22 protein-coding genes, 1 tRNA gene and 1 pseudogene are annotated in these 22,824 nt (G+C 63.9%); 10 read left to right on the top strand and 14 right to left on the bottom strand.

All coding sequences use genetic code 11. The features are described from left to right. From CXY91_RS25035 to CXY91_RS25010, 6 genes are all read right to left on the bottom strand, one after another. Positions 1–324, bottom strand: a complete 324-nt coding sequence (locus tag CXY91_RS25035) for a hypothetical protein (RefSeq protein WP_100964343.1) — start codon at positions 322–324, stop codon at positions 1–3. Between the two features lie 11 nt (positions 325–335). Beyond that, a complete protein-coding gene (locus CXY91_RS25030) occupies positions 336–767 on the bottom strand; it encodes a hypothetical protein (protein WP_248307631.1) in 432 nt (143 codons plus the stop codon). Between the two features lie 41 nt (positions 768–808). Then, complete coding sequence (locus CXY91_RS25025; RefSeq protein ID WP_100964339.1) at positions 809–1,030, bottom strand: helix-turn-helix transcriptional regulator; 222 nt, start codon at positions 1,028–1,030, stop codon at positions 809–811. A gap of 161 nt (positions 1,031–1,191) precedes the next feature. Further along, complete coding sequence (locus tag CXY91_RS25020) at positions 1,192–2,139, bottom strand: hypothetical protein (protein WP_100964337.1); 948 nt, start codon at positions 2,137–2,139, stop codon at positions 1,192–1,194. Continuing rightward, complete coding sequence (locus CXY91_RS25015; RefSeq protein WP_248307630.1) at positions 2,114–3,223, bottom strand: hypothetical protein; 1,110 nt, start codon at positions 3,221–3,223, stop codon at positions 2,114–2,116. Before CXY91_RS25015 ends, CXY91_RS25020 begins: the two co-directional genes overlap by 26 nt. A gap of 90 nt (positions 3,224–3,313) precedes the next feature. Beyond that, the gene (locus CXY91_RS25010; protein WP_100964333.1) at positions 3,314–3,553 is read right to left on the bottom strand and encodes a DUF2188 domain-containing protein; all 240 of its coding nucleotides are present in this window, start codon (positions 3,551–3,553) and stop codon (positions 3,314–3,316) included. A gap of 103 nt (positions 3,554–3,656) precedes the next feature. Between CXY91_RS25010 and CXY91_RS25005 the strand changes: the two genes are divergently transcribed. From CXY91_RS25005 to CXY91_RS24970, 7 genes are all read left to right on the top strand, one after another. Beyond that, the gene (locus CXY91_RS25005) at positions 3,657–4,016 is read left to right on the top strand and encodes a helix-turn-helix domain-containing protein (protein WP_199777561.1); all 360 of its coding nucleotides are present in this window, start codon (positions 3,657–3,659) and stop codon (positions 4,014–4,016) included. After that, entirely contained in the window at positions 4,016–4,945 is a 930-nt protein-coding gene (locus CXY91_RS25000) for an ImmA/IrrE family metallo-endopeptidase (protein WP_100964329.1), read from the top strand. Before CXY91_RS25005 ends, CXY91_RS25000 begins: the two co-directional genes overlap by 1 nt. A 409-nt stretch (positions 4,946–5,354) precedes the next feature. Further along, positions 5,355–5,801 (top strand): DUF2924 domain-containing protein, encoded by a 447-nt coding sequence (locus tag CXY91_RS24990; RefSeq protein WP_100964324.1) that lies wholly within the window; start codon positions 5,355–5,357, stop codon positions 5,799–5,801. Further along, positions 5,798–7,138 carry a recombinase family protein gene (locus CXY91_RS24985; protein ID WP_100964322.1) on the top strand — a complete coding sequence of 447 codons (1,341 nt, stop codon included), beginning with the start codon at positions 5,798–5,800 and terminating at the stop codon, positions 7,136–7,138. Before CXY91_RS24990 ends, CXY91_RS24985 begins: the two co-directional genes overlap by 4 nt. Next, the gene (locus tag CXY91_RS24980) at positions 7,138–7,590 is read left to right on the top strand and encodes a hypothetical protein (protein WP_100964320.1); all 453 of its coding nucleotides are present in this window, start codon (positions 7,138–7,140) and stop codon (positions 7,588–7,590) included. Before CXY91_RS24985 ends, CXY91_RS24980 begins: the two co-directional genes overlap by 1 nt. A gap of 69 nt (positions 7,591–7,659) precedes the next feature. After that, on the top strand, positions 7,660–10,848 hold the full coding sequence (locus tag CXY91_RS24975; protein ID WP_100964318.1) for a site-specific DNA-methyltransferase: 3,189 nt from the start codon (positions 7,660–7,662) through the stop codon (positions 10,846–10,848). A gap of 5 nt (positions 10,849–10,853) precedes the next feature. After that, positions 10,854–13,661 (top strand): BPTD_3080 family restriction endonuclease, encoded by a 2,808-nt coding sequence (locus CXY91_RS24970; protein ID WP_100964316.1) that lies wholly within the window; start codon positions 10,854–10,856, stop codon positions 13,659–13,661. 30 nt (positions 13,662–13,691) lie between these two features. Here the strand turns inward: CXY91_RS24970 and CXY91_RS24965 are convergent, their stop codons facing one another. The 7 genes from CXY91_RS24965 to CXY91_RS24935 all read right to left on the bottom strand — a co-directional run bounded on the left by CXY91_RS24965 (position 13,692) and on the right by CXY91_RS24935 (position 19,310). Beyond that, entirely contained in the window at positions 13,692–14,603 is a 912-nt protein-coding gene (locus tag CXY91_RS24965) for a three-Cys-motif partner protein TcmP (RefSeq protein ID WP_158673577.1), read from the bottom strand. A 27-nt stretch (positions 14,604–14,630) separates the two neighbouring features. Further along, on the bottom strand, positions 14,631–15,389 hold the full coding sequence (locus CXY91_RS24960; RefSeq protein ID WP_100964312.1) for a DUF5131 family protein: 759 nt from the start codon (positions 15,387–15,389) through the stop codon (positions 14,631–14,633). Between the two features lie 369 nt (positions 15,390–15,758). Continuing rightward, positions 15,759–15,849: transfer RNA gene (locus CXY91_RS24955), tRNA-Ser, on the bottom strand. A 96-nt stretch (positions 15,850–15,945) separates the two neighbouring features. Next, a complete protein-coding gene (locus CXY91_RS24950; protein WP_091830418.1) occupies positions 15,946–16,146 on the bottom strand; it encodes a hypothetical protein in 201 nt (66 codons plus the stop codon). A gap of 157 nt (positions 16,147–16,303) precedes the next feature. Next, positions 16,304–17,416 carry a branched-chain amino acid ABC transporter substrate-binding protein gene (locus CXY91_RS24945; RefSeq protein WP_100964310.1) on the bottom strand — a complete coding sequence of 371 codons (1,113 nt, stop codon included), beginning with the start codon at positions 17,414–17,416 and terminating at the stop codon, positions 16,304–16,306. Between the two features lie 149 nt (positions 17,417–17,565). After that, positions 17,566–18,459: a DUF2182 domain-containing protein gene (locus CXY91_RS24940; protein WP_158673576.1), complete on the bottom strand. Its 894-nt coding sequence runs from the start codon at positions 18,457–18,459 to the stop codon at positions 17,566–17,568. A gap of 44 nt (positions 18,460–18,503) precedes the next feature. Further along, entirely contained in the window at positions 18,504–19,310 is an 807-nt protein-coding gene (locus CXY91_RS24935) for a DUF899 domain-containing protein (protein ID WP_100964306.1), read from the bottom strand. Positions 19,311–19,437: 127 nt separating this feature from the next. Here CXY91_RS24935 and CXY91_RS24930 point away from each other — a divergent pair, with 127 nt between their 5' ends. Both CXY91_RS24930 and CXY91_RS24925 read left to right on the top strand, forming a co-directional pair. Then, entirely contained in the window at positions 19,438–20,658 is a 1,221-nt protein-coding gene (locus CXY91_RS24930) for a helix-turn-helix domain-containing protein (protein ID WP_100964304.1), read from the top strand. Positions 20,659–20,696: 38 nt separating this feature from the next. Then, on the top strand, positions 20,697–21,320 hold the full coding sequence (locus CXY91_RS24925) for a Vgb family protein (RefSeq protein WP_100964302.1): 624 nt from the start codon (positions 20,697–20,699) through the stop codon (positions 21,318–21,320). A gap of 6 nt (positions 21,321–21,326) precedes the next feature. On the opposite strand, the gene CXY91_RS24920 is transcribed toward CXY91_RS24925, so the two are convergent. Then, positions 21,327–21,758 (bottom strand): hypothetical protein, encoded by a 432-nt coding sequence (locus CXY91_RS24920; RefSeq protein WP_100964300.1) that lies wholly within the window; start codon positions 21,756–21,758, stop codon positions 21,327–21,329. 219 nt (positions 21,759–21,977) lie between these two features. Here CXY91_RS24920 and CXY91_RS30375 point away from each other — a divergent pair. Then, positions 21,978–22,824, top strand: a pseudogene (locus tag CXY91_RS30375) (hypothetical protein); the annotation flags it as partial.

The following is a 22,824-nucleotide window of genomic DNA, read 5'->3' as shown; positions in this document are numbered from 1 at the left end:
TCAGCGCTCCGTCCTGGCGCGGGCCGCAGCCTCGACGGCATGGTGCGCGCCAAGAGCGCCAGCATCACGCGCGATGTGGCTGAGCTTGCGCAGGGCGTACATCTGATCGATGAGCGCGCTGGACGCTGCCTCCAACCCGCGCAGCGCGAAGGCGATGTCGTCGACCGTCGCCTCGGTGATCGGCTTGGCGTCGGTCTCGCCGCGCTCCGGCGTTGCCGGGATCCGGATCGTCTCAGGCAACGAGGCGAGGCTGTAATGCGCCTTCTTCAGCGCTTCGAGCGCGGAAAGAGGGGCTTCGGGCTTGGATTTGCCGAACGGGAACATGGGTGATCCTTTCAGTCGCGGAGAAGGCGGAAGGTCTGCTTGCCGGTCTTCAGCGTGCGGGCCGGGGTGAAGGCGCGGCGGATCGACTCCGGCCATGCGCCGTAGGCGCGCTCAGAGACGCCGAACGTGATCTCGACATAGTCGGTGGGGTTCTCGCCCTCGGCGCGGATGGTCTCGACGAGCGCGGTGAGCTTCGCCTGATCCCACTCGACCTTCTTGGGCAGATCGGCGACGACCGTCACCGCGCCGTCGGCAAAGCGGACCGTTCCGGTATCCTTCGCCATGGCGATCCGCGCCTGTGACGCGCGCTCGCCGTAGCGGAGCCCGATGGCGCCATCGAGCCAGTCCTTGAGGGTCTTGGCTGCCTTCAGCGCGGCGTCGGCCTCTTCATGGAGGAGCGCCAGCTGCTCGGCGGGCAAGGCCACGATGTCGCCGATCGGCATCTCCCGGAGCGCGTCGAGGGTGATGTGGTTGGGGATCATGCTCAGCGCGCCCCCGCCGCCATCGTGGGGACCGGCTTGATGGCCGTGCTCGCGCGGAGTTGTTCCTTCTCGTAATCCTCGACGTCTTCGAGCCGGTAGACGACCCGCCCGCCAATCTTGATGTAGCGGGGGCCTTCCCCCGACCACCGCCAGCGCTCAAGCGTGCGGTGGCTAATGTTCCAGCGAGCGGCGAGCTCGATCTGGTTCAAGTGCCTGACGGTCATTCTCGTCTCCTGAGGTTCGTGTCGAAAACCTGCGGAGAGGATGGCGGTCAGGCGGGAAGGAGCCGGGGAGGAGAAAGGGAGGAGCCAGCGGAGGAATCGCAATTCCGGGCGCTGAAATGAAAAACCGCCCGAAGGCGGTTCAGCGATCGCTCAGATGGGCATCAGACGTCGATCCAGCATCGACCGCGCTCTTCCTTGATGAATTCGCGCCAGTCGGAGCGCCCCTTGAAGGCTTTGCCAAGTGTCCGGACCTGGTCGCCAGAATTGGCGGCTTCCAATACGGCAGCTGTCAGGCATTCGCGTTCGCCCCGCAGCCATGCCTCGAAGAGGTGACGAATGATGGCGCGCTGCTTCGTGCCGGTGAACGCGTAACTCTTGCCCCTGACCGTGATCGAAGCTCCATCCGCAGCCATCGATACGGGCTGGCCGTCGTCGCGCCCATGCGCCAGGCGCGCGGCGAGAATCTGCGGATCGATCCGGAAGCCATCACTTGCATCGACGACGGATCGAACCGCGATAATTTCGTGCCCGCTGACATAGGTCTTTGGGAGCTTCGCCTCGGCTGTCAGCGATAGCACGATGCGCAATCCCGAAGATGGACGCTGCTGGACCTGCTGAAGAAACAAGGCCCATGTCGCCGGGTCTGAAAGGCGGCGACCGAACCAGACAGGCACACGGGCCGAGCGCCCCGGCAAACGGGCGCCTCCGACTTCCCAGAGCAAACCGGGCAGCAGCTCCAACGGCCGCGAGACCAGCGGGCAGTCGAGTCCATCGAGGAGCTTTGGCAGAAGAGTCTCAAAACTCAGCGCATAGACCGCTTGAGCGTCGGGCGATGCCGTCACCCATCCCGCCTGCGGGCTGAAATAGCCGAAGGAACGACCGTCAGGTGAGCGCGCAAGGGCGACCGGCGTATCCTCATGGTCGGCCAAGGACGTCGCCGCCGCCTCATCGCCCACACGGGTCAGCACGCCGCTCGCCTGAAGCTGCGCGCCGGCTACCGGGTGGTGGTTCGACAAGGCCGCGGAGGTGATGCGCGCATCACGGGTCTGAGCAATCGCGCAGATCAGGGCCAGCGCGTCGTGATCAGAACTTCGGAGAGAGCGCGTCATCGGCGAGGATTCCCCAGCGGCGGAGATACTTCTCGCCGATCAACTGCTCTTCCTCGGTCTGGTCCCTGAGATTGCAGCCATGCGGCATGGTGATTGTCAGCGGAAGCGTCCTGCCGCGCTTTGCGTCACCCTTGGGGTGGAACTTGATGGCCAGCTTGGCCTGCGTGGCAACCCATCCGCCGTCGATCGGATTGCCCGGCCCGAGCCGCTCCTCCGCCATGCTCCAGATGGTGCGGCCCGCCTTGGCCATGCACTCAAGCGTCACGCGCTCGCCGACGGTGTCGAGCGGCATCAGCCGCAGCAGGCGGACATCGACCCGCTCGATGCCGTCTTCGAGGTCGGTCGGAAAATCGAAGGGCGACAGCAGAACTTCAAGATCATAGCGGCGAACCGGCACCTTCTCGTTCTGGAAGTCGACGCCGAGGAGATCACGGGCCAGGAACAGGGCCATCTCGGCGCGGCTCTCCCGGTCGCTTGCCACGACCTCGACCACTCCCGTCGCGGGTTCATAGGTCATTGCGGCTTCGAACACCGGGCGATAGGCACGCCGCACGAGGGAACCGCCGTCATCGAATGCCAGAAGATCGTCCGGTAGGCCTTCCCGGTATACGGTGATCTGAACCAGATCGCAGTCCTCACCCTCGAAGGTCGCGCGCACACGCTCGAAAACATCGACGTGGACGTTCGCCGAGGCAAAGCGGGCACGGAGCGACGCCTTGAATGCGTCGATGGCGATCTGATCGCGGCTGACCGTGCAACCGGCTGCGATGACGAAGCCATCCCAACTGCGACCACGCCGCTTTTCATCCGTGAACCGGACTTCCTCGGCATGACGGAACAGGATCGGCCGGTTCAAAAACATCCAGAGCGATCTGGCGTGACCGTTCGCGATAACGTCGAGAAGGGCACGGTCATCGACCACGCTGTAGAGCGCGGTCTGGCCGGCATCGTCGGCGAGCCCGCTAACCCGCTCTGCGTCGTTCAGGACGCGAGCTTTCGCTTCCTCGTCCATCTCATCGACGGCGCGAAGCGTGACCCGGATGACCTCCGGCTCGGGCGCTGTCCAGTCGACCGCAGTCGGCAACTCGATGCCGATGTGGTTGAAATAGGCCTGCAGCGACGAGGCAGGCATGTTGCGGATGAAACTCGTCACTGATGCCATGTTCGGACCTCCTCAGCCCTTGATGTTGCGCGGGTCGTTCCCGTGCGAATCGGACTGCCCGATGCGGCCGTCCTGGTTGTGGATCTTCAGTTCGGTGCGGGCATTGCTGCTGATTTCCCGCGCCCGCTCGACGGCGTCGGACTTGCGGTCGAAGTGGGCGCTGGCGCGATCTGCACCGCCGCGACGAACGTCCCAGCCGCCACCTGCATTCGGAACAACGTGATGGGTCCCGGACCCTTTACCCTTGGCCATGTCAGCCTCCTGTATTTCGTGGTCACGCGAAATAAAGTTCGTTACTACGAACCTGAGCGCGAGATATAGGAGTTGCGGGTATGGCGTGTCAAGGACTAGGAGTATGGCGAAAACGAACCATGCACAGCGAGGAGGACGATCAGTGCCAACACCCCTAGGGGAACGAGTCCGAGAGCAGCGACGCAAACACGGCCTCACTCTCGAAGCGCTGGCCGAAAAAGTAGGGTCCAGCAAAAGTTACATGTGGGAGATTGAGAACAAGGACGTCGCGCGCCCGTCTGCTGAGAAACTCGCGCAGATAGCCGCCGCACTCGAAACAACGGCCGATTACCTGTTGGAGGGCGACGGCGCCAAAGAAGAAGATGAAGCTACAGATCTTGCTTTCTATCGCAAGTACAAGAAACTGGATGCTCCCGTGAAGGAGCGGTTGCGCAAAATGCTCGATATCTTGGACGACGACTGATGGCCGAGGGGGCGGCGAAGTCACCGAGGAAGGAGGCGATCCGGCTCTCCAAGCTGTTGGAGCTCAGCCTTGGATCCGACCGCTTTCCGGTCGATGTCGCCGCTCTTGCGAAAGAGGTTTCGCGCAACTGTGGGGATCCCATCGACAAGATCATCGGTGATGAGCTGCCAGGATTCGAGGGCATGCTTCGGCCGCACAAAAAACGCCCGGCCTGGCACATCGTCTATTCGACCAGTCCTCAGTATCGTGGGCGAGAGCGCTTCACGGTCGCCCACGAGTTCGGGCATTACATGCTTCATCGCCCGGAACTGTCGCCGGCGGACTATCCGGACGGCGTGCTGAACAGGGCTTGCGGCTTCGAATGCCTGCCCTTGCAATCGAACGAATGGAAGCAGGCGGAGCGGGAGCGCGAGGAGGAAGCTGACACATTCGCTTCCTACCTGCTGATGCCGATCGACGACTATCGCTTGCAGGTCGGCCAAAACGAGATTTCGCGTGAGCTTCTCGCCCATATCACGCGCAGATATGGCGTCTCTTTGCTCGCCGCCGTTCGTAAATGGATCGAGTTCACCGACATGCGCGCCGCGATGGTGGTCGCCTGTGACGGCTACGCGCGGTGGGGGCGAGCGAGCGATGCTGCGCTCAAGACCGGGATCTTCATCCCGTCGGGCATGCCGATCCCCGAGGGCTCCATCGCCGGAATGGGCCCGAGCGGATTGAGCGAACAGGATCGGGCGGCCCAGCTTCCTGAAGGCATCTGGACATTTCGTCGTGGATCCGAGCCGGTGCGTGAACTGACGATCTTCTCTGAGCGTCTCGGTCTGTCAGTGACGCTGCTGATGTTCGAGCGTGCACCACCGAAGCACTGGCCTATCGATGAGCTTGTGCCAGACGCCTACGATCAATTTCTCCGAAGCGGACAGCCGTGAGCGTCCCGCAGACAAACAGTGATTCGGCCCCGCGACCTGGCTTGGCGCACTCACTTGCTTCGATGAGTTCCCGAGTAGATTTCGCGTGCCTTTGAATGTTTGCGCAGAACCATGATAACATATTGAATATGCTTGTTTTATTCTGATTCTTGCCTAGCGTTTCACTCATGCGAAACGCTTTCGATCCCCACTGCGCGGAGACTGGCCCCAACGCCCTGCGCCCCGAACTGATGAGCGATGCCGAGCGGCTCGATGAAGTCGCCGAGATCCTCGCTCGCGGCGTCGTCCGGCTTCGGCAGCGGCGGAAGGGACGACCCACACCTTTATCTCGCGAGTGCGGAGACAGTTCGGTGGACTTCACCGCCGACCGACGCCGTCATGCGGACACGCAACTCGGCGGAGACCGCCCATGAATGATCCCGTGCTGGCGCGCGTCGCCGCCATCAAGACCATGTCCACGCCCGCTTTGAAAGCGATGTGGCGCGATCTGCATGGCACCGAAGCGCCGCCCTACAATCGGCGCTTCCTCGAAAGCCGTCTGGCCTATCGCATCCAGGAGTTGGCCTATGGCGGGCTCAAGCCCGAGACGGTGAAGCGGCTGGATGCGCTCGCGCGCGGCGTCGAGGACACTAATCCCAAGACGCGGAGGATTCGCACCGACCGCAAGCCCATCGCGGGCACGCGCCTCCTGCGCGAGTTCCAGGGCGTCGAGCACATCGTGACGGTCACCATCGAAGGCTACGAGTACCGGGGCCGCCCCTACAAGTCGCTGTCAGCCATCGCGCGGGCCATCACCGGCGTGAAGTGGAATGGCTGGGTGTTCTTCGGCCTGAAGAGCGCGGGGAGCGGCACATGAGGCGAGCGGCTTCCGGCCATCATACGACGACGAAAATCACGCCGAAGGTGCGGTGCGCGATCTACACGCGCAAATCGTCCGAGGAAGGGCTCGACATGGAGTTCAACAGCCTCGACGCCCAGCGCGAGGCCTGCGCCGCCTATATCCTGAGCCAGAAGCCGGAGGGCTGGGTTGCCGTCGCCGACCGCTATGACGACGGCGGGATCTCGGGCGGCACTCTGGAGCGTCCGGCGCTGAAGCGGCTCATCGCCGATATCGAGTTCGGCAAGGTCGATGTGGTCGTCGTCTACAAGATCGACCGGCTGTCCCGCTCGCTGATGGATTTCGCCAAGCTGGTCGAGGTGTTCGAGCGGCGCGGCGTCACTTTCGTCAGCGTCACGCAGTCCTTCAACACGACGACGTCGATGGGGCGGCTGACGCTCAACATCCTCTTGTCCTTCGCCCAGTTCGAGCGGGAGGTCATCGGCGAGCGCATCCGCGACAAGGTCGCGGCCTCGCGCCGGAAGGGCATGTGGATGGGCGGCTACGTGCCGCTCGGCTACCGCGTCGAGAACCGCAAGCTGCTCGTCAACGAGGAAGAAGCGGTTTCCGTCCGCCTGATCTTCGAGCGGTTCGTGAAGCTCGGATCGATCAAACTGCTGATGCGCGAACTGCAAGCGGCCGGAATCCGCAGCAGGCGCGGCTACATGCTCGACAAGGGCGCGCTCTACAAGCTGCTCAACAACCGGGTCTACATTGGCGAGGCCGTCCACAAGGGCGAGGCCTATCCCGGCGAACACGAGGCCATCATCAGCGCCGATCTCTGGCAGCGCGCTCACGCCATCATGGGTGAAAGCCCGCGCACGCGCGCGAACAAGACCCGGCTGTCGGGACCATCCTTGCTGCGCGGCCTGATCTTCTCGCCGAACGGCGACGCGATGTCGCCGAGCCACACGCGCAAGGGCGATCGGCTCTACCGCTACTACGTCACGCAGTCGGTCCTCAAACGCGGACCAGGAACCTGTCCGGTGGGCCGGGTTCCCGCCGCCGAGATCGAGACGGCGGTGATCGAGCAGCTTCGCGGCTTCCTGCGCGCACCGGAATTGATCGTGCGAACATGGATGACCGCGACCCGGCACGACGATCGCATCACCGAGGCCGAGGTGCGCGACGCCTTCGAGCGTCTCGATCCCATGTGGGACGAGCTGTTCCCCGCCGAGCAGGCGCGCATCGTCCAGCTTCTGGTCGAGCGGGTCGACGTCAAGGTCGATGGCATCGCGATCCGCCTCCGCACTGGCGGGCTGACCAAGCTGCTGGGCGAACTCCAGACCTTCACTGACCGAAAGGACGCGGCCTGATGGCGAAGGGCGCTCTCTTCCACGATGCGGGCGCTCTCACCGTCACCGTGCCGATGACCTTCCGGAAGCGCGGCGGGCGCAAGCTCGTCATCGCGCCGAACGGGGCCGATGCGTGGGCGCTGCCCCGCGCCCGCATCGACAACACAATGGTCAAGGCGCTGGCCCGCGCCCACCGCTGGAAAAAGCAGATCGACTCAGGGCGCTTCCAGACCGTCCAGGACCTCGCCGAGGCTGAGCGGATCAACCCGTCCTACATCGCGCGCGTCCTGCGCCTCACGCTGCTCGCCCCGGATATCGTCGAAGCCATTCTCGACGGACGGCAACCAGCCGGATTGCAACTGGACGACCTGCTGGCGCCGTTCCCCATCGAGTGGGCGCGGCAGAGAGAGGCGCTCGTGGACGGCATCGGGGCCGAGCACCAGAGCAGGAAGGAAAGGGAGCCTGCCGATTGATGATTGAACCGGCCTTCTTTGCGTCTATTCTGCGGATCGCTCCTGCCCACAAGAATCGCGATCCGCTCCATGCCGTCACCGCAAGATATTGCCGAAATACTTTACTCCATTCTCCCGGAGGATGGATCAGCCATCGGCAATGCTTCCGCGTTGACGCAAGTGCGTGCGCAAGTGCCAGACCTTTCGGAGGAAGATTACGCGGCGGCGCGGGATGCGCTCGTCGCGTCCGGGCGCGGCGTGAAGGGGCGCGGGCGCGGTGGAGCGATTGCACGGGCCGTCGATGATGACCTCGAAGACGAGGATTCGACGGACGGCGACGAGGACGCCGAGGATGAGGACGAAGACGAATTCGCGCTGGAGGTCGAGGACGAGCCAGCCTCACGGCCGCGCAAGGCGGCCAAGGCCAAGGGCAAGCGCAAGTCGTCCCGCTCGAACGGGCCGGTGCAGGTCGTGAGCTATCGCCACCTCGACAAGCGTACCAACAACCCGGAAGTCGGGATGGTCCATCCCGAGAATGATCCCGATCAGCCCAAGACGACCTACGCCTATGATCCGCACATCGATCCGGCGCTGATGTTCGACACCGCGCGGGCGCGGATCGAGAAGGTGATCGACGACGCGCTTGCCTCGGGCGATGCAGACACGATGAAGGAGGCGCTGCTCGAACTGAAGCGCATGCAGGCACCCTATCTCAATTGGGCAGGCAAGGCCGAACGGACCTCGTTCGAGATCGACACCGTGTCGCTGCATGTGCACGAGCGCGTGGATCCGGCGACCATTCTGGCCAATGCGCGCAAGCGGCTGAAGGGCGAAAAGGCCGGAGAGGTCTGGCGGCAAGCGGATCTGTTCGCTGCGCCGTTCGAGAACCTGCCGCTTCGCCAGGCGGTGGATTTCTACCGGCATGAAAAGGGCTGGTCGAACCGGCTGATCGCTGGCGACAGCCTGCTGGTCATGAACTCACTGCTGCAGAAGGAGTCGATGGCTGGCAAAGTCCAGATGATCTACATCGACCCGCCCTACGGAGTTCGATATGGGTCGAATTTTCAGCCCTTTGTAGGCAAGCGCAAGTTAGCTGATGGGGACAAAGATGAGGATTTGAACCAAGAGCCCGAAATGATCAAAGCATTTCGGGATACTTGGGAACTTGGAATACATTCATATCTCACGTATTTGCGTGACAGGATGATACTCGCGCGCGAGTTGTTGAATGAGAGTGGATCGATCTTTATTCAGATTTCGGATGAAAATGTTCATCTTGTTAGGGGTGTTCTAGACGAAATATTCGGGTCTAAGAATTTTGTTTCACAGATTTCATTTTCAAAGACGGGGAGCGTTTCGGGCAACTATCTCGGAAAAGTGTGCGATCTGATTCTATTTTATGCCAAGGATCAGTCGAAACTGAAATACCGAGTCCTGTATGACAAGAAGGAAACCGATGACGAATACTCTGAGGATCCGTTGAAGTCCGATGGGTATCGTTCCACCACAACTTTCGATCACAATTTCATGGGACGGAAGTGGCCTTGTGGACAAAACGAACATTGGAAGGTCACCGAGGCTGGGCTGCGTCGCGTTGAGAAGGCCAATCGGATCATTGCAAAAAAGACCTCATTGCGCCTCCGAAAGGAAAGTTCGGATTTTGAGTACAAGGTCTTTCATTCGGTTTGGCTAGGTTTCGGTGGCGCGTCGAATATGCGTTACGTCGTTGAAACCAACACAAAAATTCTTGAGCGCTGTATCTTGATGGCCACCGATCCAGGCGATCTGGTGCTCGACCCGACATGTGGCTCGGGTACAAGCGCCTTCGTTGCCGAAAGATGGGGCCGTCGGTGGATCACGTGTGACACGTCTCGCGTTGCTACAACGTTGGCCAAGCAGAGGCTGATGACAGCGAGTTTTGACTATTTTCGTTTGCGCTATCCGCACGAGGGACTGAAGGGCGGTTTCGTCTATCAGACAGTGCCGCACATCATGCTGCAGTCGATCGCCAACAATCCCGACATCGACACGATCTACGAAACGAAACATCCCGCCATCGCCTCGGCGTTGGCGACGCTCAACACCGCTCTGAAGGGACAGAAGCTGCGCCATCGCTCGCCCCAGGGCGGGCGCAAAGGCGAGTGGATCGATTTCTCGGCGTCCGGCAAGAGACACAAGCTGGCCAATGGCGAGGCTTCGCCTGCCGATGCGCTGCTCGAGTGGGAAGTGCCGTTCGATTTGCCGGAAGATTGGCCCCCAGCCGCTGCCGAGCCCTTCAAGGCCTTCCACAGCGCGCGACATGCGATGCAATCGGCGATGGATGCGTCCATCGAGGCCCATGCCGAGCCGGAGACGCTCTACGACAAGCCGGAGAAGGACGAAACGCGCCTGCGCATCACCGGGCCTTTCTCGGTGGAAGCCGTGCCCGCGCCGACCGTGCTCAGCCTCGATGACTCGACGCCGCCGGTTGAGGCTGATGCGTCGGTCGCACGGTCCGGAGAAACCTCGCGGCAGGCGCTCTGGCGCGGCGAGCTTCTGAAGACAGGCATCCGCGGCAAGGGCGGCGCCATGCTCAAGTTCACGGAGCTTGAGGCGATCCCCGGCTGCAAGCATCTCCACGCGTCCGGCTCGCTGGAAACCGGCGAGCGCGCCGTCGTCAGCTTCGGCCCGGAACACGCGGCGCTCGAACAGAAGCAGGTGGAACGCGCCATCGAAGAAGCGCAGACGCTGGTTCCGCGCCCGAAGATCGTCGTGTTCTGCGCCTTCACCTTCGATCCGGAGGCCGCCAAGGACATCGACGAGATGAACTGGCCCGGCGTCATGCTGCTCAAGGCCCAGATGAACACCGACCTCCTCACCGAGGACCTCAAGAAGGCGCGGTCATCGAACCAGAGCTTCTGGCTCATGGGCCAGCCGGATGTCGACCTGCGGCGTGAGGGAGATGAATGGCGCGTCGAGGTCAACGGGTTCGACTATTTCGATCCCCGCTCGGGCGAGCTTGTCTCGGGTGGCAAGTCCAAGATCGCCATGTGGTCGCTCGACACCGACTACGACGGGCGCAGCCTGATGCCGCATCAGGTGTTCTTCCCCATGGCGGGAGCCAAGGATGGCTGGAACCGCCTGCGCAAGACCATCCGGGCCGAACTGGACGAGGACCTGCTGGAGCAGTTCCACGGCACCGTGTCGCTGCCGTTCAAGGCGGGCGAGAACCGGCGCGTCGCCGTCAAGATCGTCGATGACCGAGGGATCGAAAGCCTGAAGATCATGGGCTTGGAGTGAGGGGGATGGAGAAGCCGAAGTCCCTCATCATCAACTCGCCCTTTGTCGCCCCGCATCAGCACTGGATCGAGGGCAAGGGCGGCGTGCTCGAGGTGAAGCCCGAACGCAGGCCGGCGAGCTACGAGGTGTTCGACGCCCGCAACAACACGCGGCGCGTCGAGATGCTCGATAACGTGAACACGATCCGCTCGCGCGTCGATGCGTGGCGCGATGCCGGCTGGCCGGGAGTCACCATCGTGACGCGACGCCTTCTTGAGCATTGGCATGACGAGACGGTGCGCGAATATCCCTTCTATTTCTGTCAGCTCGAAGCGATCGAGACGCTGATCTGGTGGGTCGAAGGCGCTCCGGAGTTCAAGCAGGGCATCGTGGTTCCGGGCGACGGCGGCCCGTGGGAGCGGCTCTGCAACAAGATGGCGACCGGAGCGGGCAAGACCACGGTGATGGCGATGATCATCACGTGGCAGGCCCTGAACGCGCTGACCTATCCGAAACGCAGCAAGGACTTCAGCCGGGCTGTCTTCATCGTCGCGCCGGGCCTGACCGTGAAGGGGCGGCTCCAGGTTCTGATCCCGAGCGAGGGAAGCTACTACGACCAGTTCAATCTCTGCCCGTCCGAGGCCTTTCGCCAGAAACTGAACCAGGCGGAGGTTCTGATCGAGAACTGGCACACGCTGATGCCGGCAGCGCAGCCGAAGCGCTCGGTCGTCAAGAAGGGCGCCGAGTCCGACGAGGCGTTCACCCGCCGTGTTCTCGGGAAGCTGGCGAACCATCGCGATATCATCGTCATCAATGACGAAGCGCACCACGCCTATCGCAAGCCTGCCGAATTGAAGATCAGCAAGAAGGCCGCCGCTGACCAAGGCATCGATCTCGACGAGGCGACGCGGTGGATCGAGGGGCTGGATCGGCTGCACAAGACCCGTCGCATCCAGCGCTGTTTCGATCTCTCGGCGACGCCATTCGCGCCGACCGGCAAGGCCAGCACGGACACGGCGCTGTTCGACTGGATCATTTCCGACTTCGGATTGAACGACGCGATCGAAAGCGGCCTTGTGAAGACACCCCGCGTGGTCGTTCGCGATGACGCGCTGCCCGACGCCAGGACGCTGAGACCCAAGCTCTATCACATCTATCGCGATCGTTCGGTCTCCGAGGATCTGAACCGCAAGGCCGAGCCGCACGAACCGCTGCCGAAGCTGGTGCAGGATGCCTATACGCTGCTCGGCGCGGATTGGCGGAAAGCGCTGGCGGATTGGGCCGGTCACCATTCGCCGCCTGTGATGCTGACGGTTTGCAACCGTACGGAAACCGCCGCCCGCATCGAGCGCTACTTCAATGCTGGCGATGCCCACTGGCCGGAGCTGCGCGCTCCCGAGCGGACGTTGCGGGTGGATTCGAAGGTTCTGGAGAAGGCGGAGATCGGCGAACAGGCTGCATCCGACAAGGGATATGAGGAGCGTCTGAAGGCGATCGTGGATGCGGCCAACATCCCGGCCACGCGAAAAGAGCGTCTGAAGGAGTTGAAGAAGGAAGAGCTGCTCCGCGAGATCGTCGACAATGTCGGCAGGCGGGGCGGCGCTGGCCAGGATCTGCAGAACGTCATCTCCGTCGCGATGCTGTCGGAAGGCTGGGACGCCAAGAACGTCACCCACATCATGGGTCTGCGGGCCTTCACGTCCCAGCTCTTGTGCGAGCAGGTGATCGGCCGCGGCCTGCGCCGTGTCACTTATGACAAGGACGAGAACGGGCTGTTCCGGCCTGAATACGTGAACGTCTTCGGCGTGCCGCTTTCGATCTACGAACCTGGAGAAGGTGGCGAAGCTCCACCTCCGCCGAAGCCTTCGACGCAGATCGATGTCGTGCCGGAACGCGCTGCCCTCGAGCTGCGATGGCCGAACATCCTGCGGATCGAGCAGGTCGTGAAGCCCGTTCTCGTCGTCGACTGGTCCAAGGTGGAGACGCTAACGCTCGATCCTGCGGCGACAGCCATCACGGCGGAGCTGGCCCCGGCACTCGGCGGCGCGACCGACATGAGCAAGGTCACGCAGATCGACCTTGCTGCTCTGCCCGAGGGCTTTCGCCTGCAGCGGCTCATCTTCGTCGCGGCGCGTAAGGCCTTCTCCGCCCTCCACGGCAGTTTCCAGGGAACCGAAGAGTACCTGCTGGCCCAACTCGTACGGCTGGTCGAGGAGTTCCTGGCCTCGAACAAGATCGACATTCCATCTCTGTTCCACAGCGATCCCTTGCGACGCCGGATCCTGATCGCCCTCAACATTGATGGGGTGGTCACGCACCTTCTGCGCTTCGTGACCGAGCAGAACACGACGAAACTCGAACCGGTCTTTGATGAAGAACGCCCCATTAGTTCGACCGCGGACATGAGGGTTTGGTACACTACCAAGCCGAACATCCTGACGCAGAGATCCCACATCAGCCATGTCGTCGGGGACTCGTCGTGGGAAGGTCATGCGGCAAACGTCTTCGAGACGCGCCCCGAGGTGGTTGCCTACGCCAAGAACGACCATCTCGGCTTCCACATCAGCTATTTGTGGCAGGGCTCTCGCCGTCGGTACCTGCCAGACTTCATCGTTCGACTGCACAACGGCCTGAGCCTGGCGTTGGAAATCAAAGGCGAAGACACGGCTCAGAACCGGGCGAAGCGTGCGGCGCTGTCAGAATGGACGGAAGCCGTGAATGGGCATGGAGGATTTGGATTGTGGGCTTGCGATGTAGCGTTCAAGCCTGCCGAGATCATCGACATCGTGCTGAAGCATGCGAACAGGCCGGTTCCGAGCCACACTGCGCCTTGAATGATGAATTGCTGACCGCTTGGTCGAAGGCTACCGACGAGCGGGCTGCTTCTTTGGTGGCGTGATCCGGTCACCCTTTGCGAGAATGTAGTCGGCAATTTTTTGGCCGAGGGGATGTGGCCCCGCCCAGAGCATGTAGTAGATCGGAACTCCTCGCGTATTCCTGACGACGCTCGGCGTCGCGGCGTGGCCAAATAAAGTCTTCAAGCGGCCAACGTAATGGTCCAGGAGCCGCTTCGCGGCATCATCTACCTTGTGGCGCGTCGTGTCGCCAAAGAGGTCGGTCCGCTCTGCATAAACGAGGCTTTCCCAGTCGGTGCCGCCGAAGCAACCGTTCAGCCCAGTGCGCCAGTTCTCTGGAATATCGCCTGAGCGCGTGATCAGTCGGTTGATGGCCATACCGAGCGGAAAATTGATAATGACCTCGAACTTCTTGGTTGCCCCAAGGGCTTCGACGGTTCGCCAATTCAGGTGGGGTCCGTACGGATCGAGGAATGCGACACCTTTCGTGTTCCGCCCCGCTATCCGTGGCACCAGCTTCTGGATCAATTCGTTCGCGTCCCCAACCTGAACACTGATTTTTCGATCCGGATAGTCGGCCTTTAGGCCACCAAGAAGCGCTGCGCGCCCGGCGTCCGCATCAAAGAAGTGGTATTGGGTGAAGGGGTGTTCGAGAGCGAGGGCTCGGTGCGGGGAGCCTTCGATGAACTGCTCTTCGGATCGAATGAACTCGTCGTCCAGAAGACGAAGGTCCTCGTCATCAGCGCCAGCCCAAGCATCGCGGATTCTTGAGCGTCCTGCGCCGGCGAACGCATCAATATAGACCAGTTCGAAGGGCTGCTTCTTCAGCGCGACGGTGTATGCGTGCAAATATGCTTCGAGGCCATCGAGCTTCTGTCGGGCCCAAGGGCCAACTGTGTTCTCAACGTGCGACTTCTTCAATGCTGACGGCACTCCATGCGAAGTGGCTCACGCTGAAATCTGATCGAGGATTGGCTTAGGGACGATCTGCCAGGGAAAGCCGTTCCATTCTTCGCCATCAAGCAGACGCCCGCCCGACTTGGGCCGGGGACCGCCCCATTGCTTGAAGAAGAAGGCTACCTCGTCACGGTCACAGATGTCCCGGATCTGTCTGACCCAGCTCTCGTCCATCGGGCGAGCCCGCGGCCCGCTCTCGCCGCCGACGATGGCCCATGCGATGCCGCCTAGATCGACGTTGCCGATAGGACCGAGCAGGGGCTCGAACGATATGAAGCGCGCATCCGAGTTGATCTGCTTCAGATGCTCGATCCGGCTCGTATGCGCTGCGTCCTCAACCGACACTCCGAGCCAGATATGGCGCGGGACCGATCCGCCGTCATACCGCTTCCGGACATAATTGCGCATCAGTGAGCTGCGCTTGGTCAGCACCTGATAGACATGCCAGTTCGCCTGCTCCATGGCATCGAACACTTTGTCGATGAACGTGCGGTCGATGTCCTTGTGGAACAGGTCGCTCATCGAGTTCACGAAGATCATCCGCGGCTTTTTCCACTGCGCGGGTTGCATCAGCCTTGATGGCCAGAGCGTCAGGTCGAAGCCTTGTTCGTAGGGGTGCCCAGCAACCCCACGCCAACGTTCCGCAAAGCGTTCAGCGTAGCAGTTGTCGCAGCCCGGACCGATCTTGGTGCAGCCCGTCACCGGGTTCCAAGTTGCGTCAGTCCATTCGATTTCCGACGTTTGCGCCACGGGGCTGCCTCGTTATTGGACCTCATCCTATCCGAGGTTCGCCTCAGAACAAAGAACGAACCTGCGGCCTTCGAATAAGAAATTGCTGTTTCGATTCAACAGCCTATTTGGGAGCGATTGAGGTTTCGTTAACCAAAGAAAACTCGAACTCGCGCCCCGACCTGATCGTCTAACCGTATGAAGAAGCGAGGGTTTCTATCCGTATGGTGGTGGCTTTAGTCCACAGGTCGGGAGAGAAACGGGCCATTCGGAGAATGTCGCACGGAGTTCGCGGGCAGCGCAGTGCAGAGGTCGAACCGGCAAAGCCTTTGGAACGTTGCGCATTCTTCTGCCGCACCGTGCGCTGGGAGACGCTTCATTTGAAGGTAATGGCGGAGACGGAGGGATTCGAACCCTCGATACCCTTGTGGGGTATGCTCATTTAGCAAACGAGTGCCTTCAGCCTCTCGGCCACGTCTCCGTTGGAAGGCTCTATGCCCGATCGCGACCCGCTTTGACAAGCCGTCAGGATACGCGATCGACAGTCATGCCGCAGATTGCCGCGATCCGGGCCATTTCAATGCCCACGGGCGCGGTCGATGCCCTCGATCCAGGCCATAGCCTCGTCGAGCGTCGGGAACACGGGCCCCGGCATCCGGGCATCCTCGGCCTCGCTCAGGCCGAAGCGGATGCCGTAGCCGTCGGCCTCGCGCCGAATCGCGATCAGCGACGGCCTGGCGAGAGGCTGCATGGCGGCAATGGTGTCGGCGGCTGTCATGGGCAATTCCCGTTCGGTCGCCGGAGAAAACGGCCCAGCGCCTGAACGGTTCCCGAACGGCGCGTTCAGGGACGCACAGCGCTTCGCTCACTTCCAAATGAAAAGAGGCCCGCGGCACGCCGCAGGCCCCTTCCCTCGCCTCTTGGAGGCGCGTTCGTCAGTCGGCCGCGACGATCTTGCCGGCTTCCCACTTGTACATGGCGAAGCTCGGCGAGCTCAGGTCGCCGGTCTTGCCATAGGTCAGCGTACCGATCGCGGTCTTGACCTCGAGGCCAGCCTTCAGGGCCTTGGCCACCGCATCGGCCTTGGCGTCCTTGCCGGCTTTCTCGATGCCGGCCTTCAGCACCTCGACGGCGGCATAGGCGTTGAGCGTGAAGGCCTCCGGCGGGATGCCCTTTTCCTTCAGCACCGCCACGGCCTCGGCCGAGGCCGGGTTCTTCAGCGCGTCGGTCGCGTTGGTGAAGAGCGTGCCGGCCGCGGTGTCGCCGCCGATCGCCCAGAGCTCGGTGTTGGAGAGCCCCTCACCGCCGATGATCGTTGCCTTGACGCCGGCATCATGCAGCTGGCGGGCGAGCAGGCCGCCCTCGGGATGGTAGCCGCCGAAATAGATCAATTCGGCACCGCCCGACTTCAGCCGGGTGATCACCGCCGCGAGGTCCTTGTCGCCCGGGTTCAGGGTGAGATAGGCGACCTCGGTGATGCCGCCGGCATTGATGCCCTTCTTGAAGGAATCGGCGAGGCCTTTGCCATAGGTGCCCTTGTCGTGAACGATGGCGACCTTCTTGCCCTTCAGGTTCTTCAGCACGTAGGCGGCCGCGACTTCGGCCTGCTGGTCGTCGCGGCCGCAGGTCCGGAAGACGTTGGAAAGGCCGCGATTGGTCAGGGCCGGCGAGGTCGCGGTCGGCGTCACCATCAGCACGCCGCTCTCGGCGAAGACATCCGAGGCGGCCATGGCGACGCCGGAGGTCACCGGGCCGACGACGAAGCGGACCTTGTCGCCGACCAGAAGGTTGGCGGCAGAGACGCCCTGCTTCGGATCGCCGGCATCGTCGGCGAGCTTCAGGACGACCTTCTCGCCGCCGATGCCGCCCTTCTTGTTGATCGCGTCGACGGCAGCCTGGGCACCATTCTTGACCTGATCGCCATAGGCCGCGACCGCACCGGTCAGCGGCGCGAGCAGGCCGATGGTGATGTCGGCGCGCGCCGGGGCGCCAGCGAAAACCGCGGCGGCGAAGGCCGCCCCGATCAGGAACTGGGCTTTGAGCGTCATGTGCGTCTCCTCGTGAATCGTACAATCTTTGCGTGCGACCCGACCCATGGATCGCCTGCCACCTGTATAGGCCAGCGAAAGGCATCGCGGCACTGCGTGGCGCGTTTCTGAGCAGATGCAAAAATGCATGGCAGAGATGGCGAGGCCGCTCAGAGCAGCCAGAGCGCCCGCGCGAGCTGGACAGCGCCCGCTCCGAGCATCAGGCCGCAGGTCGCGCGAGCGACGCGCCCGCCGGCCGGCGCGAGCCGCTCGGCGGTGATCGCAAGCGCGAGAATGGCCATGGCGCGCAGATCCATAACGCCACCGACGAGGAGCAGCGTGGTCAACCCGGCGCAGGAGGCGCAGCAGCTCAGGCCGAGCCGCAGACCCCGCCTTATCGCGGCCGCCGCGCCGGCGCCTTGCCCGGCGACATGCGAGCAATGCGCGAGCATGGCCAGCTTCCAGTGCGACATCTGGAAGAGACCGGCGGCGATCACGACAACCCCCGCAGCCAACGGCACGGCACGAGCCAGAAGCGGCCAGCGCAGCACGGCCTCCAGCAGGAGCGCGCCGCCGGCGAAGATCGCCAGGCCGAGCGCGCTCCAGACGAGGAGATAAGCGCAACCAGTGAGCGCGGCGAACAGATCCGGGCGAGTTGCGCCAACTCGGGCTGCGCTCGCCCGCAACCGCCAGAGCACCGGCGTGAGCGAAGGCAGCATCATCGCCATCGTCATCAGCGCCCACATGCCGAGGAAGGCTGCGGCCGCAGCAAACCAGGAGCCGCCGCAGAGCGGCGTCCAGGCCGTCGACATCGACCAGCCGCCGGCCATCGGCACCTCGCCCATCTGCGCCATGGTGAGACAGATCGTGACTGTCGCGATCGTGCTGGCGATGAACAGGAGGATGCAGATGGCGAGGAAGCTGCGGCCTGCATCGATGACGGAGCCGCCGGACGAGATGTCCGGCGCTCCGCGATCACTCTGCGCCAGAGCGGGATGCGAAAAGGTGGGAACCGGTTTTTCGCTGTGATCCCGCTCTGAACTCTTGGAATCGATCACGTTCACGATTTTGGGTCGGGTCGATCCAAAATCGTCGTGATCTATGGCGCTCAGGCGCAGCATGATTGAGCCGTCGCGGCCGACGAGGCGGCATAGGCGTCGCGATGGCGCCACCAGATACCGCCGGCCTCGTTGCGTCCCTTCGGCGCGCGGTCGAGCCAAGGATACATGCTCCAGATCGCGTCCATGCCGCGGGCATAGCTGGAATAGGTGTGATAGATCGTGCCGCCTTCGCAAATGAAAGCACTCACACCTGGCCGCTCGCGCATGTAAGCGCCGGTATCGGTGCCGGATATCCGGGCGAGCAAAGCTTCGGCCCCTTCCGCACCGGGCTCGCCCTCACGCCAGTCCCGCTCCGGCTCCTTCTGGAAGTTGTAGGTAATCTCGCCCTGACGCTGCTGGTCCTCCGTGAAGGAGGCGCTGAAGTCGAAGTTGAAATCGCCCGTCGCCGAGGAGGCCCAGGGGAAGCTCCAGCCCATGCGCCGCTTGAAGGCGACGAGCTTGTCGAGCGAGGCCAGCGACACGGCGGTCAGCGTCACGTCATGGTTGGCGAGGTGGACGTGAATGCCGTTGAAGCCATCGGCGATCAGCGAGCAGGACGGGCAGCCGGCGGAAAAATCCGGCCCGAACATGAAGTGGTAGATCAGGAGCTGGGAGCGCCCGGCGAAGAGATCGGCGAGGCCGACCTGCCCCGCCTCCGTGGTAAAGCGATAGTCCTTGTCGACCCTGACCCAGGGCAGAGCCTGGCGCTGCAGCGCCACGGCATCGCTCTGCCGCGTCAGCGCCTTCTCGGCTGCGAGCAGGTCGAGTCTCGCCTTGAGCCAGTCCTCGCGGGTTCCGGTGAGATGAGCCGTCATGATGCTTGCTCCTGCCTTCGGTTGACATTCGCCGCCCGCCGTTTCGCGATGCGGCGTCGGAAGCAGGGGTAGGCTCGGGCCGACAGGGAGCGGGAGTGACAAGTTTGGCGGGATTCGAAAGCTGGGCATGGACTCGCTGATCACCGCGGCCGGGCGGGCCCTGGCGGCGGGCGATCCGTTCAGGGCGCTCAACCATGTCGCCCTGCGCGACGATGCGCCGGCGCTGGCGCTGCGCGGCATCGCCATGGCGCAGCTCGGCGACCTCGCCAGGGCGAAGGCATTGCTGAAGCGCGCCGGCCAGGGCTTTGGCGCGAAGGAGCCGGTGGCGCGGGCTCGCTGCATCCTGGCAGAAGCCGAGATCGCCCTGGTCTCGCGCGATCTCGGCTGGCCGGCCAAGGCGCTCGATGCGGCGCGCGCGGTGCTCGAAGCCCATGGCGACCGGCTCAACGCCGCCCATGCCCGCACGATCGAGGTGCGCCGGCTGCTGCTGATCGGCCGGCTCGGCGAGGCCGAGCGCCTGCTTGGCGGCTTCGACGAGAGCCCGCTGCCGCCGGCGCTGGATGCGGCGCGCGCGCTCGCCATCGGCGGCATCGCGCTCAGACGGCTGCAGGCGGAGGCAGCCCGCGCCGCGTTCGCACAGGCGGCAGAGGCAGCCGAACGCGCCCGCATCCCGGCACTGATGGCCGAAGTCGAGGCCGCCGCCCGCGTACTGGCAGCCCCGGCGGCGCGATTGATCCTGCGCGGCACGGAGCGCCCGCTGCTGCTGGGCGAGGTCGCGGCGCTGCTCGCCTCGGGCAGCTTCGTCGTCGATGCCTGCCGCAACGTCGTACGCGAGGCGGGTACGGCCGTGCCGCTGGCCACTCGCCCCGTGCTGTTCGCGCTCGCTCGCGCCCTCGCCGAGGCCTGGCCGGCGGATGTCTCGCGCGAAGATCTGCTGAAACGGGCCTTCCGGGCGAAGGAGGCGGACGAATCGCATCGTGCCCGCCTGCGGGTCGAGATCGGGCGGCTGCGCGCCGAACTGCACGGGATCGCCGAGATCAGCGCGACCCAGCGCGGCTTTGCCCTGAAGCCGCGCCGGGCGGGCGAGGTCGCGGTGCTGGCGCAGCCGCTGGAAGAGGCGCACGCCGACGTGCTCGCCCTTCTCGCCGATGGCGAGGCCTGGTCGAGCTCGGCGCTGGCGCTGGCGCTCGGCACGAGCCAGCGCAACATGCAGCGCGCGCTCGAGACGCTGGCTGGGGCCGGCAAGATCCAGTCCTTCGGCAAGGCGCGGGCGCGGCGCTGGCTGACCCCGCCGGTGCCGGGTTTCCCGACAGCCTTGTTACTCCCTGCCCCGCTGCCAGATCGCTAGACCTCGTCCCGGTCCAACCGAACAGAGGAGATATTCCCATGACCAGGACAGCCAGGATCGTCCGCGAATACGGCCCCTTCCCCGGCATCGAGGCCGTGCACGGCGTCAGCTATGACGGCAGCCAAGTCTGGTTCGCCTCGGGCGACAAGCTCAATGCGCTCGATCCCGACAGCGGCGAGACGACCCGCAGCCTCGACGTCCCCGCCCATGCCGGCACCGCCTTCGACGGCAAGCACCTCTACCAGATCGCCGAGGACCGCATTCAGAAGATCGACCCGGAGAGCGGGCGTGTGCTCTCGACCATTCCGGCACCCGCCGGTGGCGGCGATTCCGGCCTCGCCTGGGCGGAGGGCACGCTCTGGGTCGGGCACTACCGCGAGCGCCAGATCCACCAGATCGATCCGGAAACCGGCAAGGTGCTGCGCACGCTGCAATCCAACCGCTTCGTCACCGGCGTGACCTGGAGCGACGGCGAGCTCTGGCATGCGACCTGGGAGAACGAGGAAAGCGAGATCCGGCGGGTCGACCCCGAGAGCGGCGCGGTGCTCGACGCCATGCGCATGCCGGAGGGCACCTTCGTCGCCGGCATGGAAGCGGGCGGCGACCGCTTCTATTGCGGCGGCGGGAAGAACGGCGTGGTCAGGGCGGTAGCCCGGCGCTGAGTCAGGTCAGCGGACGACGCGCCCGCGCTGTCGCGTTCCGTTCGGCAGGCGGCAAGAGCAGGCCGCGCCGGCCCGAAGTCGACTTGACGCCGCGCAGGCTCGGCGCGACGTCCTGCAATAGGCCGTGACCACACTGCGCAGCGCGGGATCACTCGCCGACCCGTAGCGCGGCATGGTGATCGGATTCTGCGAGCGCGGTGCGCCCCGCGGCGTGCCGCCATAGTCGACCGGCGGGCCGGCGCCGGGGATGCCGCCGGCACCTGGCGCGTGCAGCCTGATGCCGGGTGTGCTGTCGAAGATCGAGGGCGGACCCAAGCCCTGGCGCGGGCCGTCCGGCGTCAGCGGCGCATTGCCCGGCGTGCCGATCTGGGCGTGTGCTGGATGGAAGAGCAGCAATGCCGCCAGCGCCGGCACCAACCATTTCCAATACGTCATCATCTCTCGCCTTCCTTCCGGCAGCTCGCCCGACAGTAATCCCTTCGGATTAGTTCGAGCGACCTAAAGCTTTCACTCGAATAGAATAAAATCAAGTCAATACCACATGCTATTGCTCAACATGCCGGCTTGGCCGTGTTCGAGCGTCTAGAACAAGCCATCCCGAATACATCTCTTTTTTGCACTGGACAGCCATTGGGCTGCCCGGGCGGGAGGCACGTCATGCGGTACCTGCCGAGCAAGATCTTTATTGCGGGACTTCTCGCGACCACGTCGACCTTTGCTTATGCCCAAGGGACGAGCCCATGGCCTGAATACCACGAGGGCTTTGCCGTCAACGGCAACCCGACGCCGCAGCCCCATAGCGGCTGCGAACGCAAGCTCATCAGAGACAATTGGCTTTGGGAATGCGATCCGGCGGCGCGTGGCAACCCGTTCCGCCCGACCGCATCCGCATCCGGCCCAAGCGCGTCGGATGCCGGCGGAGTGCGATATTACAACGCCGTCTCACCAAACGGCCGCAGAACCCGGGCACCGAGCCGGGACTGCGTCGTCGTGCAGTCCGAACGCGACCTGCTGTGGGCCTGCCCGCCGCTTGCCACCGCGTCGATCGGCGCCACCGCCACAGCCCCCCAGGGCACCGCGGCCGGCAATGTCCAATACTACAATCTCCTCGCCGCCAACGGGAGGCGCACGCGCGCACCCGGTCCCGGCTGCACCGTGGTCCAGCAGGGCGGCAACCAATACTGGGCCTGCCCGCCGCTGACGACGGGAGCCTTGTCCTCGGGAGGGCCAAGCGGCTCTGGCGATGCGGGAGGCAACGGCCGTAACGGCAGCGACGGCTTTGGCGGCGGCGCTGGAGGCTCGTCCAATGACGGCTCGGGCGGCGGCTCCGCAAGCAATAATGGCGGCGGTGGCCAGGGTGGCGGCGGTCAAGGTGGCGGCGGCCAGGGCGGCGGTGGTCAAGGCGGCGGTGGTCAGGGTGGCGGCGGTCAGGGCGGCGGCGGCCAGGGTGGCGGCGGCCAGGGCGGCGGTGGTCAGGGTGGCGGCGGTCAGGGCGGCGGCGGCC

This window comes from Allobosea sp. FBZP-16, assembly GCF_002831785.1.
Taxonomy (GTDB): domain Bacteria; phylum Pseudomonadota; class Alphaproteobacteria; order Rhizobiales; family Beijerinckiaceae; genus Allobosea; species Allobosea lupini.
Note: the sequence above shows the minus strand (reverse complement) of the source record. Positions and strands in the feature narration are given on the sequence as shown.